The sequence below is a fragment of the Mucilaginibacter sp. BGA-UO-ETr-C110 genome (assembly GCF_059567985.1).
This window is the reverse complement of the sequence record NZ_JCAQPB010000002.1, coordinates 1880340-1902229: the sequence shown is the minus strand read 5'-3', so window position 1 is coordinate 1902229 and position 21890 is coordinate 1880340. Positions and strand designations below refer to the sequence as shown.

Below are 21890 nucleotides of genomic sequence, written 5' to 3'. Positions count from 1 at the left end.
TTAGCGGGTTAAAATCTTTGGTGATATGACTACACCGGAAGTATAATTCCAATTGAAAGTTATATTTGTTGCAGATACTACAATAGTACCGCTATAGATAACCCCATTTAAGGTTACTTTAAGTGAATAACTGCCATTTGCCAGGTTTACATGTCTCATAGCAACGGGACTTGCTGCCATGGGTATATCTGTTGTTCCCCTGCAAACTTTTGGTTCCCTTACATTTATAAAATCGATACTGAAGTTTTTGTTATAGTCAACAATGGCCTGGTACTGTAATATCCCGTTTGAACAATACAGATTTGTTGTTTTGGCATTAAAGCTAATGGATACGCTATCGCGGGCAGCATTTTGCGAAAAACCAGGAGACAACGTGATTTTATCGCCGGTAAGCGGAACTAATTTAATCGTATCAGAAGGATTTGTAACGGTATCACCCGGATGTGTGGGATGTGAAGGATTGGAAACTGAATCAGTCAGTACTTTGATCTTGACATTAGCCGGTATACCGCCGGTTTTTTTGGCTGTTACCACGTAATAGCCGGCCTTTGTGAAAACGACGCGTGCTTTGCCTCCCTGGTGGGCCAGGGCACTGAAGCCAGCTGGTACAACGCTCCAGGTAACAGAATCTGTTAAAGTTGCACCTACCAACGTAAGTGAGTCTGGTTCATTTATTTTTACTTCGGCTTTGCTGGCTATCAACTTTCCGATCAGGACCGGGTTGTTAATTTTGTTACATGCCGAAATAATAATTGCAACCAGCATTAAGGTTGTCATAGTGTAGAGTAATCTTTTCATTTTCGTAATTGTTTAAAAGGTTTTTTTATACATCATCGAAACAATTATTGAAAACGTTGGGTAGGATAGCAAGGTTTATTGTTTCTCCTTGCTTAGTATCTCGAAGCCTATGTTTATGGTGTTCCCATTTCCATCAACCAGGGTAAGTATATGTTTGCCGGGTGGCGGATTGAGTGACATTTGGTGAAAATCTTGTGTTTCGCCAACATATTGATCATCCAGATGCCAGAATATTTTTATGCCCGGTACACGGTGCGCTGCGTTACAGATCATTCGACCGCGGCTGCCATCGGCTTCGAGGGGTACATATATTTTAGCGTCATCTTTTGGATATATCACTTCCATGGCATTACCGTTCTCTGCCTGGGAACAACCCGGACGAAACGGTGGCAACACGTGATATTGATAGTCCCTTGCTTTGTAATAATATTCCATAGAGGGCGGTAGTACAAACCAATTTTTGTTGACGATATTATCCGGCGATTCGCAGTTGCCATTCACCTGGTACCTGCCATCAGCAGATAGGTGTATGAGTTTATGATAAGGGCAAACCGGTGCTTTAAGTCCTGCTTTAGGTACCAGCATATCATCAGTATTATCGCAATATTGCCCGGCACGGTAACCGCTTTGATGGCACACTTTTATTTTCACCATTTCGCTTGCCGGCATTTCAAACCAATCGCGCGATACGGGTAATAATCTGAAGATCTCAAACAGGGCGGGGGCAGCGGTATTAATTCCGGTTAATCCGGGCCTGCCTTCGCCATCTGTATTACCAACCCATACGCCAACTACATACCGGGGAGTAATGCCTATTGCCCATCCATCACGAAAACCAAAGCTGGTACCGGTTTTCCAGGCCACGCGCTGGGTAGAACTGAACTGTTGCCATAGCATTTCTTCGCCCGGTCGCATTACCTCTTCCATCGCTTGAAAAGTATAGTATATGGATGCCGCATCTAACAAACCAGGCTTTTCCAGATCTGGTTTTACAACTTTTTGGGATATGCTATAAACAGGACTATGATAATCAGCCGGGTTATATTGACCATGATATCGGTTATAATGATTAAGCACCCTGGCCATATCAGCATAGGCCCCGCTTAACTCCCACAGGGTATTTTCGCCTCCACCCAATATCAGCGACAGGCCATAATGATCTGCCGGTTTTGTTAGGGTTGTGATACCTGCTTTTTGTAGGAAGTCATAAAAACGTTCGTATTTGAATTGCTGCAGCATTTTTACAGCCGGTACATTTAAAGATCGGGATAACGCGCGCGATGCCGGTACAGCGCCATCGTACCCCAGATCAAAGTTTTCCGGATGATAACCTGCTATCAACGTAGGTACATCAGGTAGGAGGCTATTGGGTAATATCAAACCACTGTGTAGCATCGAGGCATATAACAAGGGTTTTAGTGTACTGCCGGGGCTGCGAGGAGCGTCAATTACATCTACATCACTTTCCATCTGCGGATCTTCGCGGTGCGCTATATTACCGGCATAAGCCAGTGTAGCTCCTGTTTCTACATCCAAAACAATAGCGGCAATATTGTTAATGTCATTAGCTTTTAAAACCTGGTGATGCTGCTCTAAAATATCATTAACCTGTTCTTGCAACGCCGAGTTTATACTTGTTTGTAACCGGGTATCGCCTTCGGGATGATGTTGATGATCGTTTTTAAAACGTTGAAGCAAGTGTGGAGCCTGTTGTGGTAAGGGTACCGGACGATCAGGTACTGGCTCCAGCTCGGCTAATGCCCTTGTGGTGCTATCTATAATGCCTTGTTTATAGAGGCGTTGGAGGAGTGAATTTCGTTTTTTGAGTAGTATAAGCCTGTTTCTGCCGGGATGCACCAGCGACGGTGAGTTGGGCAGAACGGCCATCGCCGCCATTTCTCCCCATGATAACTTATCCGGTCCCCGGCCAAAATACCGCCAAGAGGCTGCATCCAAACCTATTACATTCGTACCAAAAGGAGCATTACTGGTATAAAGGGCCAATACTTCACTTTTGCTGTGTGTAAGCTCCAATCGCAAAGCCATGAATATTTCTAAAAGCTTATTCCAGATATTACGCTTATGCCTGGTTACCAGCCTGATGACCTGCATAGTGATGGTACTGCCACCGCTGGTTACCTTTTTTGAGATGATATTTTGCCTGATAGCCCGGCCAAAGGCCAATGGATCAAAACCAGGGTGATGTTCAAAGCGTTTATCTTCAAAAGCTACGATACATTGCTTAAATTTATAGGGTACACTGTCGTTATATGGAAAACGCCATTGACCGTCTGTGGCAATAGACGCGCCCAGTAACTGTCCATTACTATCATCAATAACATACGATGTTGGACTTTTAAATAGAGGATTGGGCAAACAAAACCAAAACAACAGGGTTAAAACAGTCAGAAATATAAGTATAAATATTACTTTTGGTTTTTTTAAATAAATTTTGACGTGTTTTAGTACGGCTTGCATTAAAATATTTTGAATAAAGATATAATAAGCTTATACCGAAGTATAAATATATAACAAAGCATAGTTTGACCACAAAAACAATAATGACAATACAAAAATTATCAATCATCATTCCCGCTTATAACGAAGGTAACACGATACATTTGATTTTGGATAAAATTAAAGAAGTAAACCTTACGAATGATATTCAGAAAGAGATCATTATTGTGAATGATTGTTCAAAGGACAATACGGAGTTGGCGATAGCAACCTATCAGCAAGCTAATCCCGATATTAATATACAATACTTTAAACACGAGGTAAACAAGGGCAAAGGGGCGGCATTACATACCGGGATATCAAAGGCAACGGGAGAATACCTTATTATTCAGGATGCTGACCTTGAATATGATCCTGCAGAGTATAATGATTTGTTGAAACCAATAGTTGCCGGCTTTGCCGATGTTGTTTACGGTTCAAGGTTTATGGGCAGCAACCCTCACCGGATATTATTTTTCTGGCATACAATAGGTAACAGATGGCTCACGTTCGCCTCAAACATGTTTTCCAATCTCAACCTTACTGATATGGAAACCTGTTATAAATTGTTTAATACTCAAATGATACAAGGTATCCAACTGACCGAAAAACGTTTTGGCTTTGAGCCGGAGATTACTATCAAAATTTCACGGATCCCCAAGATCCGGATCTATGAAGTTGGTATATCCTATTATGGCCGTACATATGAGGAAGGAAAAAAAATAGGATGGAAAGATGGGGTGAGAGCGATATTCTGTATCTTAAAGTACGGGTTGTTTAAAGCCCGGTAAAAACTTTTCAAAGTTAACATCCCAATACATAATATGCCCGGCTGTTATTTCGGTGGCCAGGCTTGCCATATTATTTTCGTCGGGTTTAAAACTGTTCATTTTCCAATTACCGCGTGAGGCAAGTATGCCGCCATCTAATTCATGATCGCCGTTTAAACTCGGGATGTGTTTGAGGTTATTATCTAAACCAATGGCAGTTGCTTTGGTTAATGCTTCTTTACGTGTCCAGAGTAAAAAAAAGCTGTTAATAGAGCCCTGGTGAGCAATGTAATTGATCTCATCTTTACTGAAATAATCAGCAAGGATCTCTTTATAACTAAAAGAAGGATCTATCTCTTCGGTATCAACACCAACTTCGGTGTTTGATATGGCTATTAAAACCCAATCGCCGGCATGTGATACATTATACTTTAAACCTTGCTGGTATATGTATGGTTTCTTGTTAGCGCTGATGACAAATTTAATGGTAGTAGCTGGCTGGTTGGTGTATTTGCTTAATAAACTACGTAATGCACCACGACTTACTACAAACCGGAGCTTGTCTTTTTTTTGTACATAACGATTAGCCCTTGTTATTTCATCGGGCAGTAATACTTTAAAAAAATCATCTATAAATGCCAGATTTGAACTGATCCTGATACGCCATACATCAACCTGGCCATCTTTTAGTTTGTAATCACAATTCGCTCCGTTTTGCCAATTAATGTCATCCTGGTATTTTATATGAACTTTAATTAAACACATAGGTAGATATGGTTATTTTTGAGCGACTTTGTTTAGGCAGTTTTGTAATATGCTTGCAAATATTTTATCATTAGGTGCTTTAAAAATAGAATTATGCCCACCAGGTATTTTATGAACGTTAACTCCTTTTAATGCATACGGCTTCCAACCAAGATACTCAAAATCATCCAAATAAAATGTACGATCCTCAGCTCTGAATAATTCGATGGCAATATTCCGGGCCTCTAATTTATAATGTTTTTCGGCAAGTACGTTCATTTCATCAATTTTATTAGCATAACCGAAAAAACCTTCCTGCTTTTCGTCTTTGAATAATTTCCAAAATATTTTGGTCAATCCTCGTTTGGCGACTTTACCGGTATGCACCATGGTATTCACAAAACCATTTGGGAATGTAAGATTGTAAGACAGTTTGCGTGCAAAAAATTTACCTCTTTTTGCCTGCATTTTTAACCATGGATCAAAGTATGGGGAACGGTAGGCATAAGTATCAAACATGGCCAGCATTTTTACCTGTTTGCCTTGTTCTTCAAGCTGCTTAGCCATTTCGAAAGCAATAATGCCCCCAAATGAATAACCCGCGAGTGCATAAGGGCCGGTTGGGTTTTGCGCCATGATAGCTGCGTTATAATGCGCCGCGATATCGACAATATTACTTAAAGGCTCATCAATGCCGTTAAGACCCTTAGCTTGCAGGCCGTACACTGGCTGGTCGGCATCCATGCCCGATGCCAGCGTATTGAATAGCAATACATTGAGCCCTGCTCCATGAACAATATACAGGGGCATTTTGTTGCCCGAAGGTTTAATAGGTACCAACGAATCCCATACGATGGATTTGCCGTCCATCTCTAACATCAATGCCAGCTTTTCAACCGTAGAGTTTTCAAAAAGGGTAGCGAGGGGCAGGCGTTTACCGGTTAGTTTTTCTATGCGGGTCATTACTTGGACTGCAATAAGTGAGTGCCCGCCTAACTCAAAAAAGTTATCGTAAATACCGATGTTTTTGATTTCAAGGAATTCAGACCAGACATCAGCTACCAATTTTTCCACATCTGTCCTGGGAGCTATAAACAAGTGAATGCTTTCGGCCAGTTGGTTGTGCTTACTGCTCAGCGCTTTTTTATCTACTTTGCCATTAGGAGTTAAAGGCATAGCCGGAATCACGATCAGGTTATCAGGTACCATGTAATCTGGCAGCACTGTTTTTAAAGCCATTTTCCAGTTTTTTATTTGATCTGTTTCAGACTCCGCCTTGTAATTATCTCCGGTAACTACGTAAGCTACCAGTTTGTCTATCTCATTTTTATCGGGCTGGGCTAAAACTACTGCTTCTTGGATGTTATATTGATTAACCAGGTGATATTCAATCTCGCCGGTTTCAATACGGTAGCCCCGTATCTTTATCTGTGAATCAATACGGCCAAGACATTCTATTTCGCCATTTTCCAGGAATTTACCCAAATCACCTGTTCGGTATATTTTATTACCGGGTGTATTAGAAAATGGATCGGCAATGAATTTTTCGGCGGTTAATACAGGCTGATTGAGATAGCCTTTAGCAACGCCGTTACCGCCAATGTATATCTCGCCGGTGGTTCCGGCGGGTAATGGATTCAGATACTTATCTAAGATATAAATGGCTGTATTATCAATGGGCCTGCCAATGGTGATAATGCCATCATCAGCCTTTATTTGTTTTATGGTTGACCATATCGTAGTTTCGGTTGGCCCGTACACATTCCACAGGCTTTCTGCACGGGTGATTATTTTTTCGGCCAGTTCTTTGGGCAATGCCTCGCCACCACAAATAACTTTTATTGGGGTAGATGAGTCCCAGCCAGCCTCGATCATGATGCGCCAGGTATAGGGTGTGGCCTGCATTATGGTAATACCTTCTTTCCTGATGATATCCAGCAAAGCACGACCATCCTTTGCCTCCGCACTATTGGCTATGACCACCTGGGCGCCGCTGATCAACGGTAAAAATAATTCCAGGCCTGATATATCAAAACTTACTGTGGTCACCGCCAGGAGTTTATCTGCTGCTGTTATACCAGGAGCTTTTTGCATACTATACAAAAAGTTAACCAGGTTGTGATGGGCTATTTGTACGCCCTTGGGTAATCCTGTTGAGCCGGATGTGTATAATATATAAATCAGGTCATTACCATCTACATTCACTTCCACATCGGTAACCGGGTATTGATCAAGCTGAGGCCATATGCTTTCGATCAATAATTCTTTTGCTGCCGATTGATAGCGCTCTTTATAATCTTCGGATGTAATGAGCAGTACAGCACCGGAGTCGGTCAGCATGTGATCAATACGGTTTAAAGGAAACTGCGGATCAACCGGTACGTATACGGCGCCGGTTTTCATGATACCCAAAATAACCACAACCAACTGTGCCGAACGATCAAGCACAAATGCTATTTTATCTCCTTTCTTAACCCCTTCATTAATCAGCAATGCTGCCAGTTGGTTGGCCTTTTCATTCAACTGTTTATAGGTAAGTGATTGCTCTGAAAACCTTATAGCTATCTGATCACCAGATTCTTGTGAACGTTGGCTAATCAAACGATGAAGACCTTTATCTTTTGGATAAGCAGCAAATGTATTATTCCAGGTATTTAACTGGTTGATGAGCTCCTGCGAATTTTTAAGAGGAATATCGGCGATGAGTATATCAGGATTGTTTACCAGTTGCTCCAGCAAAAATTCAAAATCATCCATCATATTACGAATAGTTGATGATTTGAATAATTGAGTATTATATGACCACTCCAATGTAAGTGATTCATCCCGCCCGGATATATTGACAAAGAGCTCAAAGCTTTCGTATTCACGCGGATTGCTTATCAACTGGTGCTGCAGGCCATTAAACTTTACATCATCGTCGAGCCCCATATCAATGTTAAACATTACCGGTACCAGGGGTATCCGGGAAGCATCACGAGCTATATTTAAGTTTTTGAGCAGGCTGCCAAAAGTATACTGCTGATGTTCATAGGCATCTAAAATAGCCGACGTGCGTTGTTTTAAATAGCTTTTAAATAAAAGTTCGCCTTTCGGATAGCTTCTTAGGGCAAGCAGGTTAACACAGTGCCCGACTAAGCCGTAATTGCCTGTAGCTGATTGCCCTGCTGCTGGCAAGCCTAAAATGATCTCATCTTGTCCGGTTAGGCGTTGCAAAAATATTTCAAAGGCTACCAGTAATGTGGTAACAAAGCTGCTTCCATTGTTTTTAGCCAGCTTTTTGAGCGAGGATGCCAATTCGATATCCAGATTAAAATCATCACGACGACTTTTATAGGTACGCAGAGTAGGGCGTGGGAGATCGGTAGGGATGTTTAGTGTATGACCGCTACCGCTGAATTGTTCCAGCCAGTAAGCTTCGGTGCTTTTATATTCCGAAGTTTGTTCAAATATTAATTGCTCAGCTGCGTAATCACTAAAAAGTGGGGCTAAAGTTAGTTGGGGAAGCTCATTGTTGATACAAGCATTATACAGTTTTCCAAGATCCTGCATCATGATACCTATCGACCATCCATCACAAACTATATGATGTGCAATAAAGGTCAAAAGATATTTGTCGTCGGATAATTTGATCAGCGATGTTTTAAATAAGGGGCCTGTAACCAGGTTAAAAGGCGTTACAGCGTTTTGCTTGTTTTGATCATCGATAAATAGCTGTTGTTCTTTGGCCGAATGATTTGAAAGATCCTGGTAATTGATCTCGAGCGTTAACTCTTTATAAATGCAGATGTATTTACCGTCGGCACTAAAGCAAGACCTGAGCGCCTCATGCCGGTTGGCAAGGTCCTGAAGCGCCCGGAGCATGGCATCCTGATTAAATATACCGGAAAATAATAATGAAAATGATTCATTGTAAGCACAGTTGGCCTCATCGCCACCAATAAGGCATGAAGTCCAGATTTCCAGCTGTGATTCCGTAGAATGTGCTAACCCCAGTAACTCTGGCCCTGCAAAAGGATCAAATTCAACCGGAATAGTATCGTATGTATAGGTAGTGTCCAAATCAGTTGTTGCTAATTTTTACCTGTAAATACTTTCCAGGATTGTCTTCGTCACTGATAAACCAGCCTGGATTACCATCTTTATCCCGCCCAAGCTTTGCGCCTGAAACAGGAGGGACAGTTGGTAGCCCATTTGATGAAGTACTGGTTTGTTGCGGCTTTTCTGAAGGCATAAATCCAGCTTCTATCAATTCAACAACACTTTCGTTAAACTTACTGATGATCTGGTCTACTTCTTCATCGGTATGCGCTGCGGTTAAAAAACAAGGAAAAAGGTCCCAGATATGGATGCCTTTTAAGCGCATAAGGGTAAATAGCAACTCGCCGTAAGCTAACTCATATTTGAATTTTATCTTCCATAATGAGCCGAAATAAGGTATGTATAGTGGAATACCATATTGTTCGCAAATGGCGTTTAAAGCGTCAGCCAATCGTTTAGTGTGTGCGTTTAGTCCTTGTTGAAGTGCAGGACCCTGTTCTTTCATATATAGTAACGAAGCCCGGCCAGCCGCCAGTGCTAAAGGATGACGAACGAACGTACCCGCAAAGTAAGTAACACCGGCTTCCGGTGTTGAGTCATCACCATATTGCCAGTTGCCGCCATCTAAAGCATCCATATACTTGCTGATGCCTGCTATAGCTCCGATAGGCATTCCACCACCGATAACTTTTCCGTAAGTCCCCAGATCTGCCTTGATGCCAAATAAGGCCTGTGCACCACCCGGATGCATACGGAAACCCGTTATCACTTCATCAAATATTAAAACGGTTTCTGATTGTTGGGTTATCTCCCTTACTTTCTTTAAGAAAGCTATCGGCTGAAACTCAGGCCTTCTGCTTTGAACAGGCTCCACCAATACGGCTGCCAGTTCATGCGCCCGTTCGGCTATTATTCTTAAGGATTCTTCGGTACCATAATCCAGTATCAGCATGTTTTGTACCACTTCAGGCATTATACCCGGCGCGGCTGGTACTGTTTTTAATTTTTTGGTTCCACGAACGATAACCTCATCATTAATACCATGATAAGATCCGCTGAAAGCTACAATAAGCGACCGGCCTGTAACGGTACGGGCTATGCGCATGGCACCAAGAACAGCCTCGGAGCCCGTATTACAAAGAGCGGCACGGTCAAAATTGGTAAACTCGGTGATCAGCTTACAAACTTCGCCGGCAAGTTCATGCTGCGGACCTATTTCATAACCTTTTTCAACCTGTTCCAGAACCGCTTTCTTGAGATAATCTGTTTGATAGCCTAAAAAGTTTGACCCAAAACCATTCAAAGCGTCGATATATTCGTTGCCATCAATATCCCATACATGGCTGCCTTTGGAGCGATTAACCACCAAGGGATAAACAATTTCCTTGGTTAAAGGCCTGAAACCACTAACCACTCTCGGGTCGGCCATATACGGGCGATCTTTTTGGGTTTGCGCTTTGCTGGCACCGGTTTTGGCATTGTATTGGGCGGTCAGATCCTTTAAAAATGCCGCTTGTTTATCATTCAATTCCAACGTTTGCTTTTCAATGCGGGCGGTTGCACCAAAAGGTTTTTTTAGCTCTACCTGTTCTTCAGGCGTAAGTTCATAGGTTACTTGCTGCGGTTTTGCAAAAGTGATAGCAGGCGTACTATGGTTTTGAACTGAAGCGGATTGTTGAATACTTCCTCCGTTTTGTATTAATGCCAGCTGATTGGTAAGTAATTGTAGCTGTTGGGATATTAAACTGATGATCAGATCATTATTTCCTGTGCCGTTATTTACAGACAGTGGGGTAAATGTTTGTTGTTGCGATGCTGCTACGGGCGCAACAACCTCTGGTTTCAATACATCAGCAGGCAGGTTTGTATCCAAATAAGATGCCAGCAGGTTTAAGCTGTTATACTCTTCAAATAACTTTCTGAAAGTGATGGGTATATTAAATGTCTTTTTAAGGTTTGTGGCAATTTGTGTTAGCGAAAGAGAGTCGAATCCTATTTCAATAAAACTCAATCCAGTGTTGGCCGCGTCAATTTCGATACCGGCCGCATCTTCAAATATTTCTTTTAGTTTATTAATTAAAATATCTTTTCTCATCGGTGTAGTTTGCGTGATAGTGTTTTCTGTTTGCTGTACGGAAGCATTGGCTACTGTTTCAACTTTATTGGTAATAATTGCTGGCTCGAGCCAATATCGTTTATGATCGAAGGCATAAGTTGGCAAATCGATCTTTTTTCTGTTTTGACCCTGATAAACAATATCCCAGCCAGGTTCTACTCCGTTTAACCAAAGCTGCCCCTGGGCCTTAAGCACGGAATACTCTTCGTTTAGGGTTTCTGTTTTTTCAAATCCTGATAGGATAGCAACATTTTTGCCTGCAGTATGCTGACGGGTTAATGTGGCTAATATATTTCCCGGGCCAACTTCCAGGAAAAGCCTGTTTTCATCTTTCAGTAAAGTATCCAAACCATCGGCAAAGCGAACAGTTTTACGCAGGTGTTGCGCCCAATAATTCGGATCGGTAGCTTCTGCAGCGCTCATCCAGTTACCGGTTACAGTTGATACTATTGGTTTTACAGGTGCATTTAGTTTTATTGATCTTACTACTGCTTCAAATGGGGCAATAACACCGTCCATCATGGATGAATGGAAAGCGTGACTGGTTACCAGCAAACGGCTCGGAATACCTTTTTCAGACAGATCACCGACAAATGTATTGATCAATTCATCCGGACCTGCAACAACGGATAATTTATGGCTGTTAATGGCAGCGATAGATAAACCTTCGGGTAATAGTTCGCTCAATTTATCAGTTGCTAATCTTACGGATAACATACTTCCTTTCAACACGCCATTTACCAATCTCGCCCTTTCAGATACCATGATCAACGCATCTTTAAGGCTAAATACACCAGCTAAATGGGCAGCCACAAATTCGCCAATGCTATGGCCAATTAATACTTCGGGCTGTATGCCCTGGCTCATCCATAATTTGGCCATGGCATACTCGAGGATGAATATGGCAGGCTGGGCGTTTAAAGTTTGTTTTATTTTTTCGTGCGATCGACTATCTGGTGCTGCAGGATACATGATCTGTAACAGATTTTCATGGATTGTTCCCTGTAGTAAGGTTATACATTCATTTACCGCCTTAGCAAAAACAGGCTCGTTCCGATAAAGATCAATACCCATTTCCGCATATTGAGAGCCTTGTCCCGGAAACATAAATACAACACCGCTGACCTCTGTTTTTAAGTTTTGGGAATACGAAGAGTCGTGCTGTGGTGCATTTAATTTCGCCAACAACTCATCATTATTGGCAGCTATTGTAAATCTGCGGAAATTAAACGCGGCTCTTGTAGTTTGCAATGTATAGGCAACATCATTCAGATCAGCTTCTTTGTGATGTGAAATATAGCCACCCAATTTTTGAGCATAATTATTAAGGCTGTTTTCTGTTTTTGCCGACCAATTGATCAGTTTCCATGGTTTATCTGTTCCCGCGGATACCTCCTTGCTTTCAAACTCCTCTACAACCACATGAACATTAGTTCCACCCACTCCAAATGAGCTTACACCTGTACGTCTGATATCGTTCGTATTCCAGGGTTTTAGGTTTGCATTTACATAAAAGGGGGAATCGTCAATATCGATGTTTGGATTGGTGTGCTGATAAAACAGGGAAGGAGGGATTTGCTTATTGCGAAGGGCCAATATCGTTTTGATAAGACCAGCTACGCCAGAGGCTGCTGTAAGGTGCCCCATATTACTTTTTACAGAACCAATAGCACAAAACTGCTTTTTATCCTGTTTGCCAAAAGCAAGATTCAAACCTTCTATTTCAATGGGATCGCCAAGAGGGGTGGCCGTTCCGTGAGCTTCGATATAACTAATGGAAGAAGCGTCAACTCTGGCATCGTCTATAGCCATTGCTATAGCACCGGCTTGTCCTAGCGCGCTTGGGCCGCTAAAACTGCTTTTTACTGCACCATCATTATTAACACCAACGCCTTTTATAACACCGTAAATCGTATCGCCATCATGCAGGGCATCTTCCATGCTTTTTAATAAAACAACGCCAGCACCATCGCTAAAAACGGTACCAGTTGCCAATGCATCAAACGGACGGCAATGACCATCGCTGCTCATGATCGATCCTTCTTCGTAAAGATGTCCACTTTTTATAGGTGAAGTGATAGATACTGCCCCTGCAATAGCTACAGAACATTGTCCATCGCGAATACTACTTACCGCTTGTGCTACTGCTAATAAAGATGTAGAACAAGCCGCATAGACAGCTACCGCAGGGCCTTGTAAGTTTAATTGATAAGCGATGCGGGTGGCTATATAGTCTTTTTCGTTTAGTAATCTTACCTGGAAATGGCCTGTCTTTTCAACAATCTCGGGATTGGTTAAAACATTGTTATCATAATATGTATTGTATCCGCATCCCGCAAAAACGCCAACGGTGCCAGCGTATTTTTGAGGTAGGTGCCCGGTTTTTTCCAATACTTCCCAGGCTATTTCTAAAAACACGCGGTGCTGAGGATCCATCAGCTCTGCTGACCGGGGATTGAAACCGAAAAATTCGGCGTCAAACTCATCGGCTCCATCAATAATGCCGCGGGCCTTTACGTAAGCAGGATTGTTTTTAATATTAGATGGAATACTTTTATCGATTTCATCAACACTGAAAAAGTTGATTGTTTCACGACCTTCGACTAATAATTCCCAAAACTCATCGATAGTATTAGCCCCAGGGAATCTGCCGGCCATACCTATGATCGCCACATCTCGATTGGTATTATTATCCTTGCTTTTCTTACGTATTGGGAGCAGTGTTGTCTTATTTGTACCAGTTAGCAAACTTGCTAAACCGGCCACAGTAGGGTATTGGTAAAGTTTTGTTACCGCAACTGAATAATTGTGTTGTTGCTTTAATTCGGCTATTGTTTTTAAGGCTAATAAGGAATTGCCCCCAAGCTGAAAAAAATTATCATCCAAACCAATCTTATTCAATTGCAATAAATTCATCCAAACCGAAGCGATATTTTTCTCGATGGGGGTGGATGGCGCTTTATATAATGTGGAAAGCTCAGGTCTTTGCAAATTAGAGCTGGGCAATGCTTTGCGGTCTACTTTGCCGCTGGTGGTTTTGGGTAACTCATCTAACCAGATATAAACTGAGGGGAGCATAAAATCAGGGAGTTGGTTTTCCAGATGCTGACGTACCTTATCTGTGCTTTGTTGCTCACCTGATGCAACGAGATAAGCCAATAACCGTTTTTGTCCGGACTGATCTTCCTGCGCAATCACTACTGCCTGCCTGATATTTTCAAGTTGATTTAATAATACCTCTATCTCGCCCAATTCTACCCGATTCCCTCTGATCTTTACCTGGGAGTCTTTTCTGCCTAAATATTCAATATTACCATTTGGTAGGTAACGGGCCAGATCACCGGTGCGATAAATACGGGTGGTTTGATGTTCTTTTTCCTGCCAGTTGATGAATTTTTCGGTCGTTAGCTCTGGTTTATTTAAATACCCTTCTGCCAAACTTATACCAGCAACACAAAGTTCTCCGGTTTCTTCTACAGGAAGTTTGTGTAATGTTTCATCCAATATAATGATGTCTGTATTATTGATAGGGGTTCCGATAGTTGGCAAAAACGGCCATAACGAAGTATCACCATCTAACTTTAATTGTGTTACTACATGGGTCTCTGTGGGGCCATATTGATTATACAATACGCAGCCTGGCAAGGCTTTGAAAAAGTTAATGATCTGAGGAGTTATTTTCAATTGTTCACCAGCAGTCATGACCTCTTGCAAACAAGCGGGAATATGATTATTAGCAATAGCAGCTTCTGTTAAATACTGGAGTACCACAAAAGGCAAAAAGATCCGGTTTATGGATTGCGATTCAATATATTGTAGTAATTGAACCGGATCGATCCGCAATTCCTCGTTTATGAGTACCAATGTACCGCCAGTGATTAATGTGGCAAATATTTCCTGGAAAGATACGTCAAAAGTAAGCGGAGCAAATTGCAGAGTCCGGCTGCCTGTTGTCGATATGGAATTGCTTTTTTGCCATAATAAAAGATTTACTAAAGCAGCATGCCCCATCAGTACACCTTTTGGTTTACCAGTCGACCCAGAAGTGTATAATACATAAGCTCCGGCTGGGTTTTCAATGTGGGGTAACGAATCTACCTCAGGATAAGTTTTATCACTCAATAAGATATTAACAGGCAACTCCTCAAATAAATGTTCCTGAGCTTTGGTGGTCATACAGGTATCGATGCCAGAGTCTGTTATGATTTGTTCAAGCCTGTCTTTGGGATAATCCGGGTCGAGAGGCAAATATGCTTTACCTGTTTTGAGTATAGCTAATACACTAATGATAGTTTCTATACAGCGATTGGTGCTTACGCCAATTATTGCAGAAGCCGGGGTTTGAGCTAAAATTACGGCTGCTAAGTTGTTTGATGCCTGATTTAAATGGGCATAGGTAATACTTTCGCCGTTGTAAATAACAGCAATAGCATCAGGTGTTTTATTTAGCTGACGCTCAAATAACTGGTGGATCATATAAATATGATCTGTATCCTCTGTCGCTGCGTTGCCGTTATTGATATTCATGAGTTGACAAGGATGGCTATCTGTATTGGCCAGACCATTTTATTAATTGGTTTTTAAAGTTAATTGCAGGAGCTTTAAACCCGTTCAAGATAGCGATTTATAAGTTTTATATATCTATATATTTTAATTTAAAGAAATAAAATTAATTAAGTGTGCATTTAATTAATGGTGATAATAATTTAACCAGGTTAATGGTTAGTATTAAACCCACACTTAAATGTTAACTATTGTTTACGCTGTACCTTTTCCCAAACTGCGCTTTGTTTGCTGGTAAAATACCTGATAATACCAGCCAGAACCGCATAATTCATCACGCAAAAATAATATGGTATAAATAATACTTTTACACGCAGCTGTTTCTTTTCCATAATAAGGCCTAACAGCGCAAGTACATAAAACAATATTTGAGCCAGTAAAAGCAATTGATACCCGGTTGCGCCGGGTTCAAGCGCTAGTATGATATTTAGTGCAAATGATAATATCAGTAAAAAAGGAGTTATTGTCCATCGTAAAACACGATGACTGATGTATTGAAATGAAAGTACCGGGTAGGGAAAAGGATTAAATAGACTTTTTAAACGCAAAATAGATTGTATACCTCCTGCAGCTATCCTGATCTTTCTTTTTAACTCTTCAGATACGTTTTCTGATGCTGTTTCGGTGGCATATGCCTCGGGTTCGTATACTATCCGATATCCTTTTTTGGCTATCAGCATAGATATCATAAAGTCATCCAGTACGGTATCAACCGGAACGGGTTGGTAAAGGGAGCGCCTTACACTAAACAATTCACCGGCTGCACCAACAACTGAATAAAGTTCAGAATCCCACTTTTTTAAAGCTGATTCATACTTCCAATAAAAACCTTCACCGGCAGCACTGGCGTCCGCATTTTCATCAAAGTGTACACGTTTTTCCCCGGCTACCGCCCCAACTGTGGTATCCGCGTAATGCCTGCATATTTTTATTAAAGCATCTTTATTTAAAAAAGTATTTGCATCTGTAAATACCACCGCATCGGTATGTACAAACTCTATTGCGCGGTGTATGGCGGCTATTTTACCGGCTCGCTGTGGTTGATGCAGTAAATGGATCTGTGGATATTGCGCTATGATGTTTGGTGTATCATCTGATGAACCATCTGTTATAAAAAGCAGGTTTAGCTTTCCTGCCGGGTAATTTAATAAAAGGGTATTGGCTATTTTATCTTTTATAAAACCCTCTTCGTTATAAGCAGCAACTACCAATGTACACGTAGGCAGGTTGTCCAGATCTTCGGCTACCGTTTTAACACCCTTGAATACCCTTTTAATACGAATGATGGAATATAAAAGGATCCCATAACCTGCAAAGGTGTAAAATACAATGATCAGACTTAGGGCTAATGTGATTTTCATTTGATGGTATTAATGGGATAACCTAAATCAGCACTGTTTTTTGAATGGGTAAAATTCCACCAAATGGCTTTCAAAAGCATGGGTATAAAATTGCGGTTCCCGGATTTAAGGTAAGCTATTAAATTGCGTGGCACTACAAGAAGTAAAAAGTAAATATAAAAGATCATCGTTTTACTAAGTGGTGCATTCCGGCGTATAAAAAGTATCCGGTTACGGTTCATAAAATACTCCTTTAACCTGCTTTTTTTACCTACAGAAACCGATTCTTTATGATAGATGAGCGCACCCGTACAAATCCAAGCCGTATATCCGGCCTTGATGATATGCTCGCACCAATCTACTTCTTCGTAGTATAGAAAAAAATTCTCGCTCATTAATCCGGCTTTATCCGCAGCTTCTTTCCTGATCATCATAGCAGCACCGTGGCAGTAGGCAGTAGGCCCTGTAATATGATCATACTGACCTGTATCTTTTTGTTTTAACCCAATGCAAGTATTACGGCAGGTATAATAGTTCATAGGCGTATAGCCTGCGTATTGTATCAATTGCTTATCGCTGTAATATTTGATCATAGGCGATATCATACCCACTTCAGGGTTAGCGTCCATTACATGAACCAATTTTTCGACTAACCCGGGCGTAAATTCAGTATCGTTATTGACCAGAAAAAGGTAATCGCCTGTTGCTGCTTTAATACCCAGGTTATTCCCCCCTGCAAAACCCAGGTTAATTTCTGAACTTATAAAAATTACGTGAGGATATTTTAAAGACCACTCTGGTAAGGGATTTGCTATACTTGCATTATCAACTACAATAATTTCGATGTTTTTGTAGCTGTTCAATTTTTCTATTGATTCCAGCAAATCTTCAGTAACAGCCGACTGATTAAAATTTACAGTAACAATAGAAACTTTTTTCATGTATAATTATTAATGCCGACTGTGATACGTTTACGAATAAATATTAGCAAAAGTTAAGCCATAGCAGTGTTAAGCGCGTAATCTGAATCATGGCTGTCATTATTCAATGTGTTACAATATGGGGCTGTATTTGTAATGATCACCGTTGATACATAGGTGTTTATAATGTTGTTTCTTAAATGGAAAAGATTATCTAAAAGTTAAACCTGTAATATAGAATAGCTATGGATGATGGAACGAAACAAGTTTCATTGAGTAAAAACCGCCCCAAATTATACTTCCCCAATTTAAATGGGATAAGGGCTTTGGCCGCCCTTATGGTAGTTATAGCGCATATTGAATTACACAAGGCTAATTTCAACATATCCCGTATTCCGCATTTTAACGTGCTTAATTTAGGAAAGATCGGGGTGACCGTTTTTTTTTCACTGAGCGGATTTTTGATAACTTATCTGTTACTGGAAGAAAAGAAAAACTTTAAGGCCGTTAACTTTAAAGCTTTCTACATGCGAAGGCTTTTGCGAATATGGCCCTTGTATTTCCTGGTAGTTTTATTTGGCTTTTTCATTTATCCGGGTGGATCAAGCAAGGCATTATGGCTCTCGGTATTGTTTTTACCTAATCTTGCTTTTTGTTTGAACCTGCTACCCGCAATTATGGATCCAATTTGGTCAATTGGTACTGAAGAACAATTTTATATTTTTCATCCACATTTTTTCAGGTTCAAAAAGCTGAAGCATATTCTTTATGCTTTGTTGCTTTTTATTATCCTTATAATAACTATTCAATTGGTGTTTGGAAAATTGGCTGGTGAAAACCGTGTTTATCAAATCCTGCACACAGTTTTGTACTATGCCAGGTATGATAATATGATGATAGGGGCGGTGATAGCCGTTATTTATTACAATACGAAACACCCGGAATTTGATTTTAAATTTCAAGCATTGTTTAATGTGATCTTTAAAAAATGGTTCCAGGTTTTATTGCTGGTAACCTACGTTATTTATCTGGGATTGTATATTAACTATGATATCCCTCATGGAGATGTTTTGATAGCCTTTATGTCGGCATTGCTTATTGTAAACCTCTGCGAGCCTAAAACAAGCGTCTATTCCTTAAATCATCGTTATTTGGATTACATCGGCCAAATTTCATACGGCATATATCTGTTGCACAAGTTTGTGTTATTCCTGGTGTTGTATCTGGTTAAAAAGTATTTGCCTGCTGAAGGTATGTTTATCGAAAATATAATGATCTATATAGCAACAATAGGAGGGACTATTGCTTTGGCTTCGGCTTCTTATTATGGATACGAAAAACCATTTTTGAAGATCAAAAAACGATTTCAAAAAATCACCCAATAATAAATTAATATTATTGGGGGACAGATCAGTTAATAGTATAGTTAATTTTTAGTTTTTTGATACCTGATCAAGGCAGTTTTGTAATACCACGGCAAACTCCTTGTCGTTTGGTGGGGCAAATATGGTGTTATGTTCACCGGGTATTTCATGTACATGAACGCCTTTTTGTGCAAATGGCCGCCAACCCAGGAAATTAAAATCAGCCATATAAAAAGTGCGTTTTTTGGCTCTGAATAATTCAATGGCTATAGGTAGCGGTGTTAAAATATAATTACGCAGGGCTTTTTCACTGGCTTCATCTATCTCGTTATCATAAGCAAAAAAGCCCTCTTTCTTCTCGTCTTTACCGGGAGCTATTTTCCAGAAAAGCTTAATGAATTTCCGTTTAATGATCAGGCTCTTATACTCAATGGTACGTTTAGGGTCTTCTGCAAGCAATACCAGGCTGTAGCCAATCTGTTTTAAAACTAACGTTGCTTTATTAAATGCTTTTTTCAATAAATGGTCATTAATAGTTGACAGATCTGCATAAGTATCAAACATGGCCAGCATTTTAACTTCTTTACCCGCTGCCATGAGCTGTTTAGCCATTTCATAAGCAATGATACCGCCTAAAGAGTAACCTGCAAGTGCGTAGGGCCCATCCGGATTTTTGGCCACGATCTCAGCAATGTAATTAGCGGCAATCTCTTCCATTACATCCAATGGCTCATCAATACCGTTAAGTCCCTTAGCCTGAAGGCCGTAAACCGGTTGCTCTGCGTCCATATTCATAGCCAGTGCATTAAACAACAGCACATTCAAGCCGGCGCCATGTACTATGTAAAGTGGCATTTTTGAGCCATTGGGCTTTATCGGAACTAATGATTCCCATGTAATGGAAGTAGCATCAAGCTCCAGTCTGGAGGCCAGTTTTTCTACCGTGGAATGTTCAAAAAGGGTAGCCAGCGGTAAACGTTTACCTGTTTCCTGTTCCAGGCGTGCCATGATCTTGACAGCCACCAGAGAGCGACCGCCCAGTTCAAAAAAATTATCAAAAATACTAATGGTTTCCAATCCCATAAGTTCTGTCCAGATATCGGCTACCAGTTTTTCGTTACTTGTGCGTGGGGCTACTATCTCGCCGGTACGTTGTATATTACTATAGTTGGGTTTTGGTAATGCCTTACGGTCGATCTTTCCATTGGGGGTGATCGGTATAGTTTCCATGATCACAAAATCATCCGGAACCATATATTCGGGTAACACTTCCAGTAAGCCCCGTTGCCAGATATCAAATTGAGCTCGCAGATCATTGTCGTTTTTTTGCTCATTGATGATCATATAACCTACTAATCGCGGGTTACCGGGTGTATCTTCACGGGCGATAACAACCGCCTGTTTTACATTATCTTGTTTTAAAAGGTTTTGTTCAATTTCTTCCAACTCAATGCGGTAACCACGTACTTTTACCTGATGATCAATACGACCAAGACAAACTATCTCGCCGTCTTCACGTATCTTACCCAAATCCCCGGTACGGTACATTTTGCTACCAGGAATACCTGAGAAAATATCATCAACAAAACGCTCATCTGTAAGTTCCGGACGATTTAAATAACCCTTTGCAACACCATCACCACCGATGTATATTTCGCCAATGGTGCCATCTGTAAAGTTATTCAGCTTCTCATCAAGGATATAAACCTGAGTATTATCGATAGGCTTACCTATAGAAATATCTTCATCATTAGTGATGTGCTTTACCGTTGACCATACCGTGGTTTCGGTGGGACCATACATATTCCAAAGTTCAGAACAACGGGCAATGAGTTTATTGATCAGATCTTTCGGGAGTGCTTCGCCTCCACAGAGTATCCTGAGCGGGAACTTAGTTTCCCAGCCGGCCTCTAACATTACACGCCATGTATAAGGGGTGGCCTGCATTACGGTTATCTGATGGTCAGAAACCAGATCAATCAACGCGCGACCATCCTTTGCTGTAATGGCATCGGTGATAATAAGTTTGGCACCTGTTAGCAATGGCAAAAACATTTCGAGCCCGGCGATATCGAATGAAATCGTCGTAACGGCAAGCAGATTATCACTGGCTTTTAATCCCGGTTCTTTTTGCATGCTGAGCAGAAAATTTACCAGGTTATGGTGTTTGATCTGCACGCCTTTAGGTTTACCGGTTGAGCCTGATGTAAACAACACATAGGCCAGATCGTCTCCGGTAACTAGAGTTTCAGGATCATTAATACTGTAGTTGTCAAATTTATCGATAGCGTCCTCTATTAAAACCTCCTGAGCACCTGAAATAAAGTGCCCTTTAAATTTTTTAGAAGTGAGCAGTATTTTGGCTGATGAATCATCCATCATGAACTCAACCCGGTCTTTTGGATATTCAGGGTCAAGCGGTACATAAGCGGCGCCCGTTTTAAGAATGGCCAATAGGGCGATTACCATTTCAGGTGAGCGATCAATTGATAAACCAATAATATCGCCGGTTTTTATATTAAATGTAAGTAAGTGGGCGGCCAGTTTATTTGCTGCTTCGTTTACCTGTTTAAAAGTTAGTGAACGATTTTCAAATATCACAGCTACACTATCAGGTATTTGAGCAGCACGCTCAGCAATAAGATGATGCAGCGCTTTATCTTTCGGATAATGAGCCTGGGTATTGTTTAGTGTGTTTATAGCATCTGTATTTACTGGAGCGGTCATTGTGAGACTTT

At 40.9% G+C, this 21890-nt stretch carries 10 protein-coding genes; 2 read left to right on the top strand and 8 right to left on the bottom strand.

The features are described from left to right. Entirely contained in the window at window positions 1-798 is a 798-nt protein-coding gene (locus AC57BQ_RS08885) for a hypothetical protein (RefSeq protein WP_496405932.1), read from the bottom strand. A gap of 75 nt (window positions 799-873) precedes the next feature. Beyond that, the gene (gene pbpC / locus AC57BQ_RS08880; protein WP_496405931.1) at window positions 874-3189 is read right to left on the bottom strand and encodes a penicillin-binding protein 1C; all 2316 of its coding nucleotides are present in this window, start codon (window positions 3187-3189) and stop codon (window positions 874-876) included. 170 nt (window positions 3190-3359) lie between these two features. Here pbpC and AC57BQ_RS08875 point away from each other — a divergent pair, with 170 nt between their 5' ends. Beyond that, window positions 3360-4085, top strand: a complete 726-nt coding sequence (locus AC57BQ_RS08875; RefSeq protein ID WP_090467936.1) for a glycosyltransferase family 2 protein — start codon at window positions 3360-3362, stop codon at window positions 4083-4085. Here the strand turns inward: AC57BQ_RS08875 and AC57BQ_RS08870 are convergent. The 5 genes from AC57BQ_RS08870 to AC57BQ_RS08850 all read right to left on the bottom strand — a co-directional run bounded on the left by AC57BQ_RS08870 (window position 4056) and on the right by AC57BQ_RS08850 (window position 17809). Further along, on the bottom strand, window positions 4056-4829 hold the full coding sequence (locus AC57BQ_RS08870; RefSeq protein ID WP_496405930.1) for a 4'-phosphopantetheinyl transferase family protein: 774 nt from the start codon (window positions 4827-4829) through the stop codon (window positions 4056-4058). The two genes, AC57BQ_RS08875 and AC57BQ_RS08870, sit on opposite strands and share 30 nt — an antisense overlap. Window positions 4830-4841: 12 nt before the next feature. Beyond that, on the bottom strand, window positions 4842-8870 hold the full coding sequence (locus AC57BQ_RS08865) for a non-ribosomal peptide synthetase (RefSeq protein WP_496405929.1): 4029 nt from the start codon (window positions 8868-8870) through the stop codon (window positions 4842-4844). A gap of 1 nt (window position 8871) precedes the next feature. After that, entirely contained in the window at window positions 8872-15492 is a 6621-nt protein-coding gene (locus AC57BQ_RS08860; protein ID WP_496405928.1) for an amino acid adenylation domain-containing protein, read from the bottom strand. Window positions 15493-15716: 224 nt separating this feature from the next. Next, window positions 15717-16889 carry a glycosyltransferase family 2 protein gene (locus AC57BQ_RS08855; RefSeq protein ID WP_496405927.1) on the bottom strand — a complete coding sequence of 391 codons (1173 nt, stop codon included), beginning with the start codon at window positions 16887-16889 and terminating at the stop codon, window positions 15717-15719. Then, window positions 16886-17809 carry a glycosyltransferase family 2 protein gene (locus AC57BQ_RS08850; RefSeq protein ID WP_496405926.1) on the bottom strand — a complete coding sequence of 308 codons (924 nt, stop codon included), beginning with the start codon at window positions 17807-17809 and terminating at the stop codon, window positions 16886-16888. The genes AC57BQ_RS08855 and AC57BQ_RS08850 overlap by 4 nt, the downstream gene beginning before the upstream one ends. A gap of 224 nt (window positions 17810-18033) precedes the next feature. Between AC57BQ_RS08850 and AC57BQ_RS08845 the strand changes: the two genes are divergently transcribed. Further along, window positions 18034-19173 carry an acyltransferase family protein gene (locus AC57BQ_RS08845; protein ID WP_496405925.1) on the top strand — a complete coding sequence of 380 codons (1140 nt, stop codon included), beginning with the start codon at window positions 18034-18036 and terminating at the stop codon, window positions 19171-19173. Window positions 19174-19221: 48 nt separating this feature from the next. Here AC57BQ_RS08845 and AC57BQ_RS08840 read toward each other — a convergent pair whose 3' ends face one another. Then, window positions 19222-21879: a non-ribosomal peptide synthetase gene (locus tag AC57BQ_RS08840; protein WP_496405924.1), complete on the bottom strand. Its 2658-nt coding sequence runs from the start codon at window positions 21877-21879 to the stop codon at window positions 19222-19224. Window positions 21880-21890: the final 11 nt, after the last annotated feature.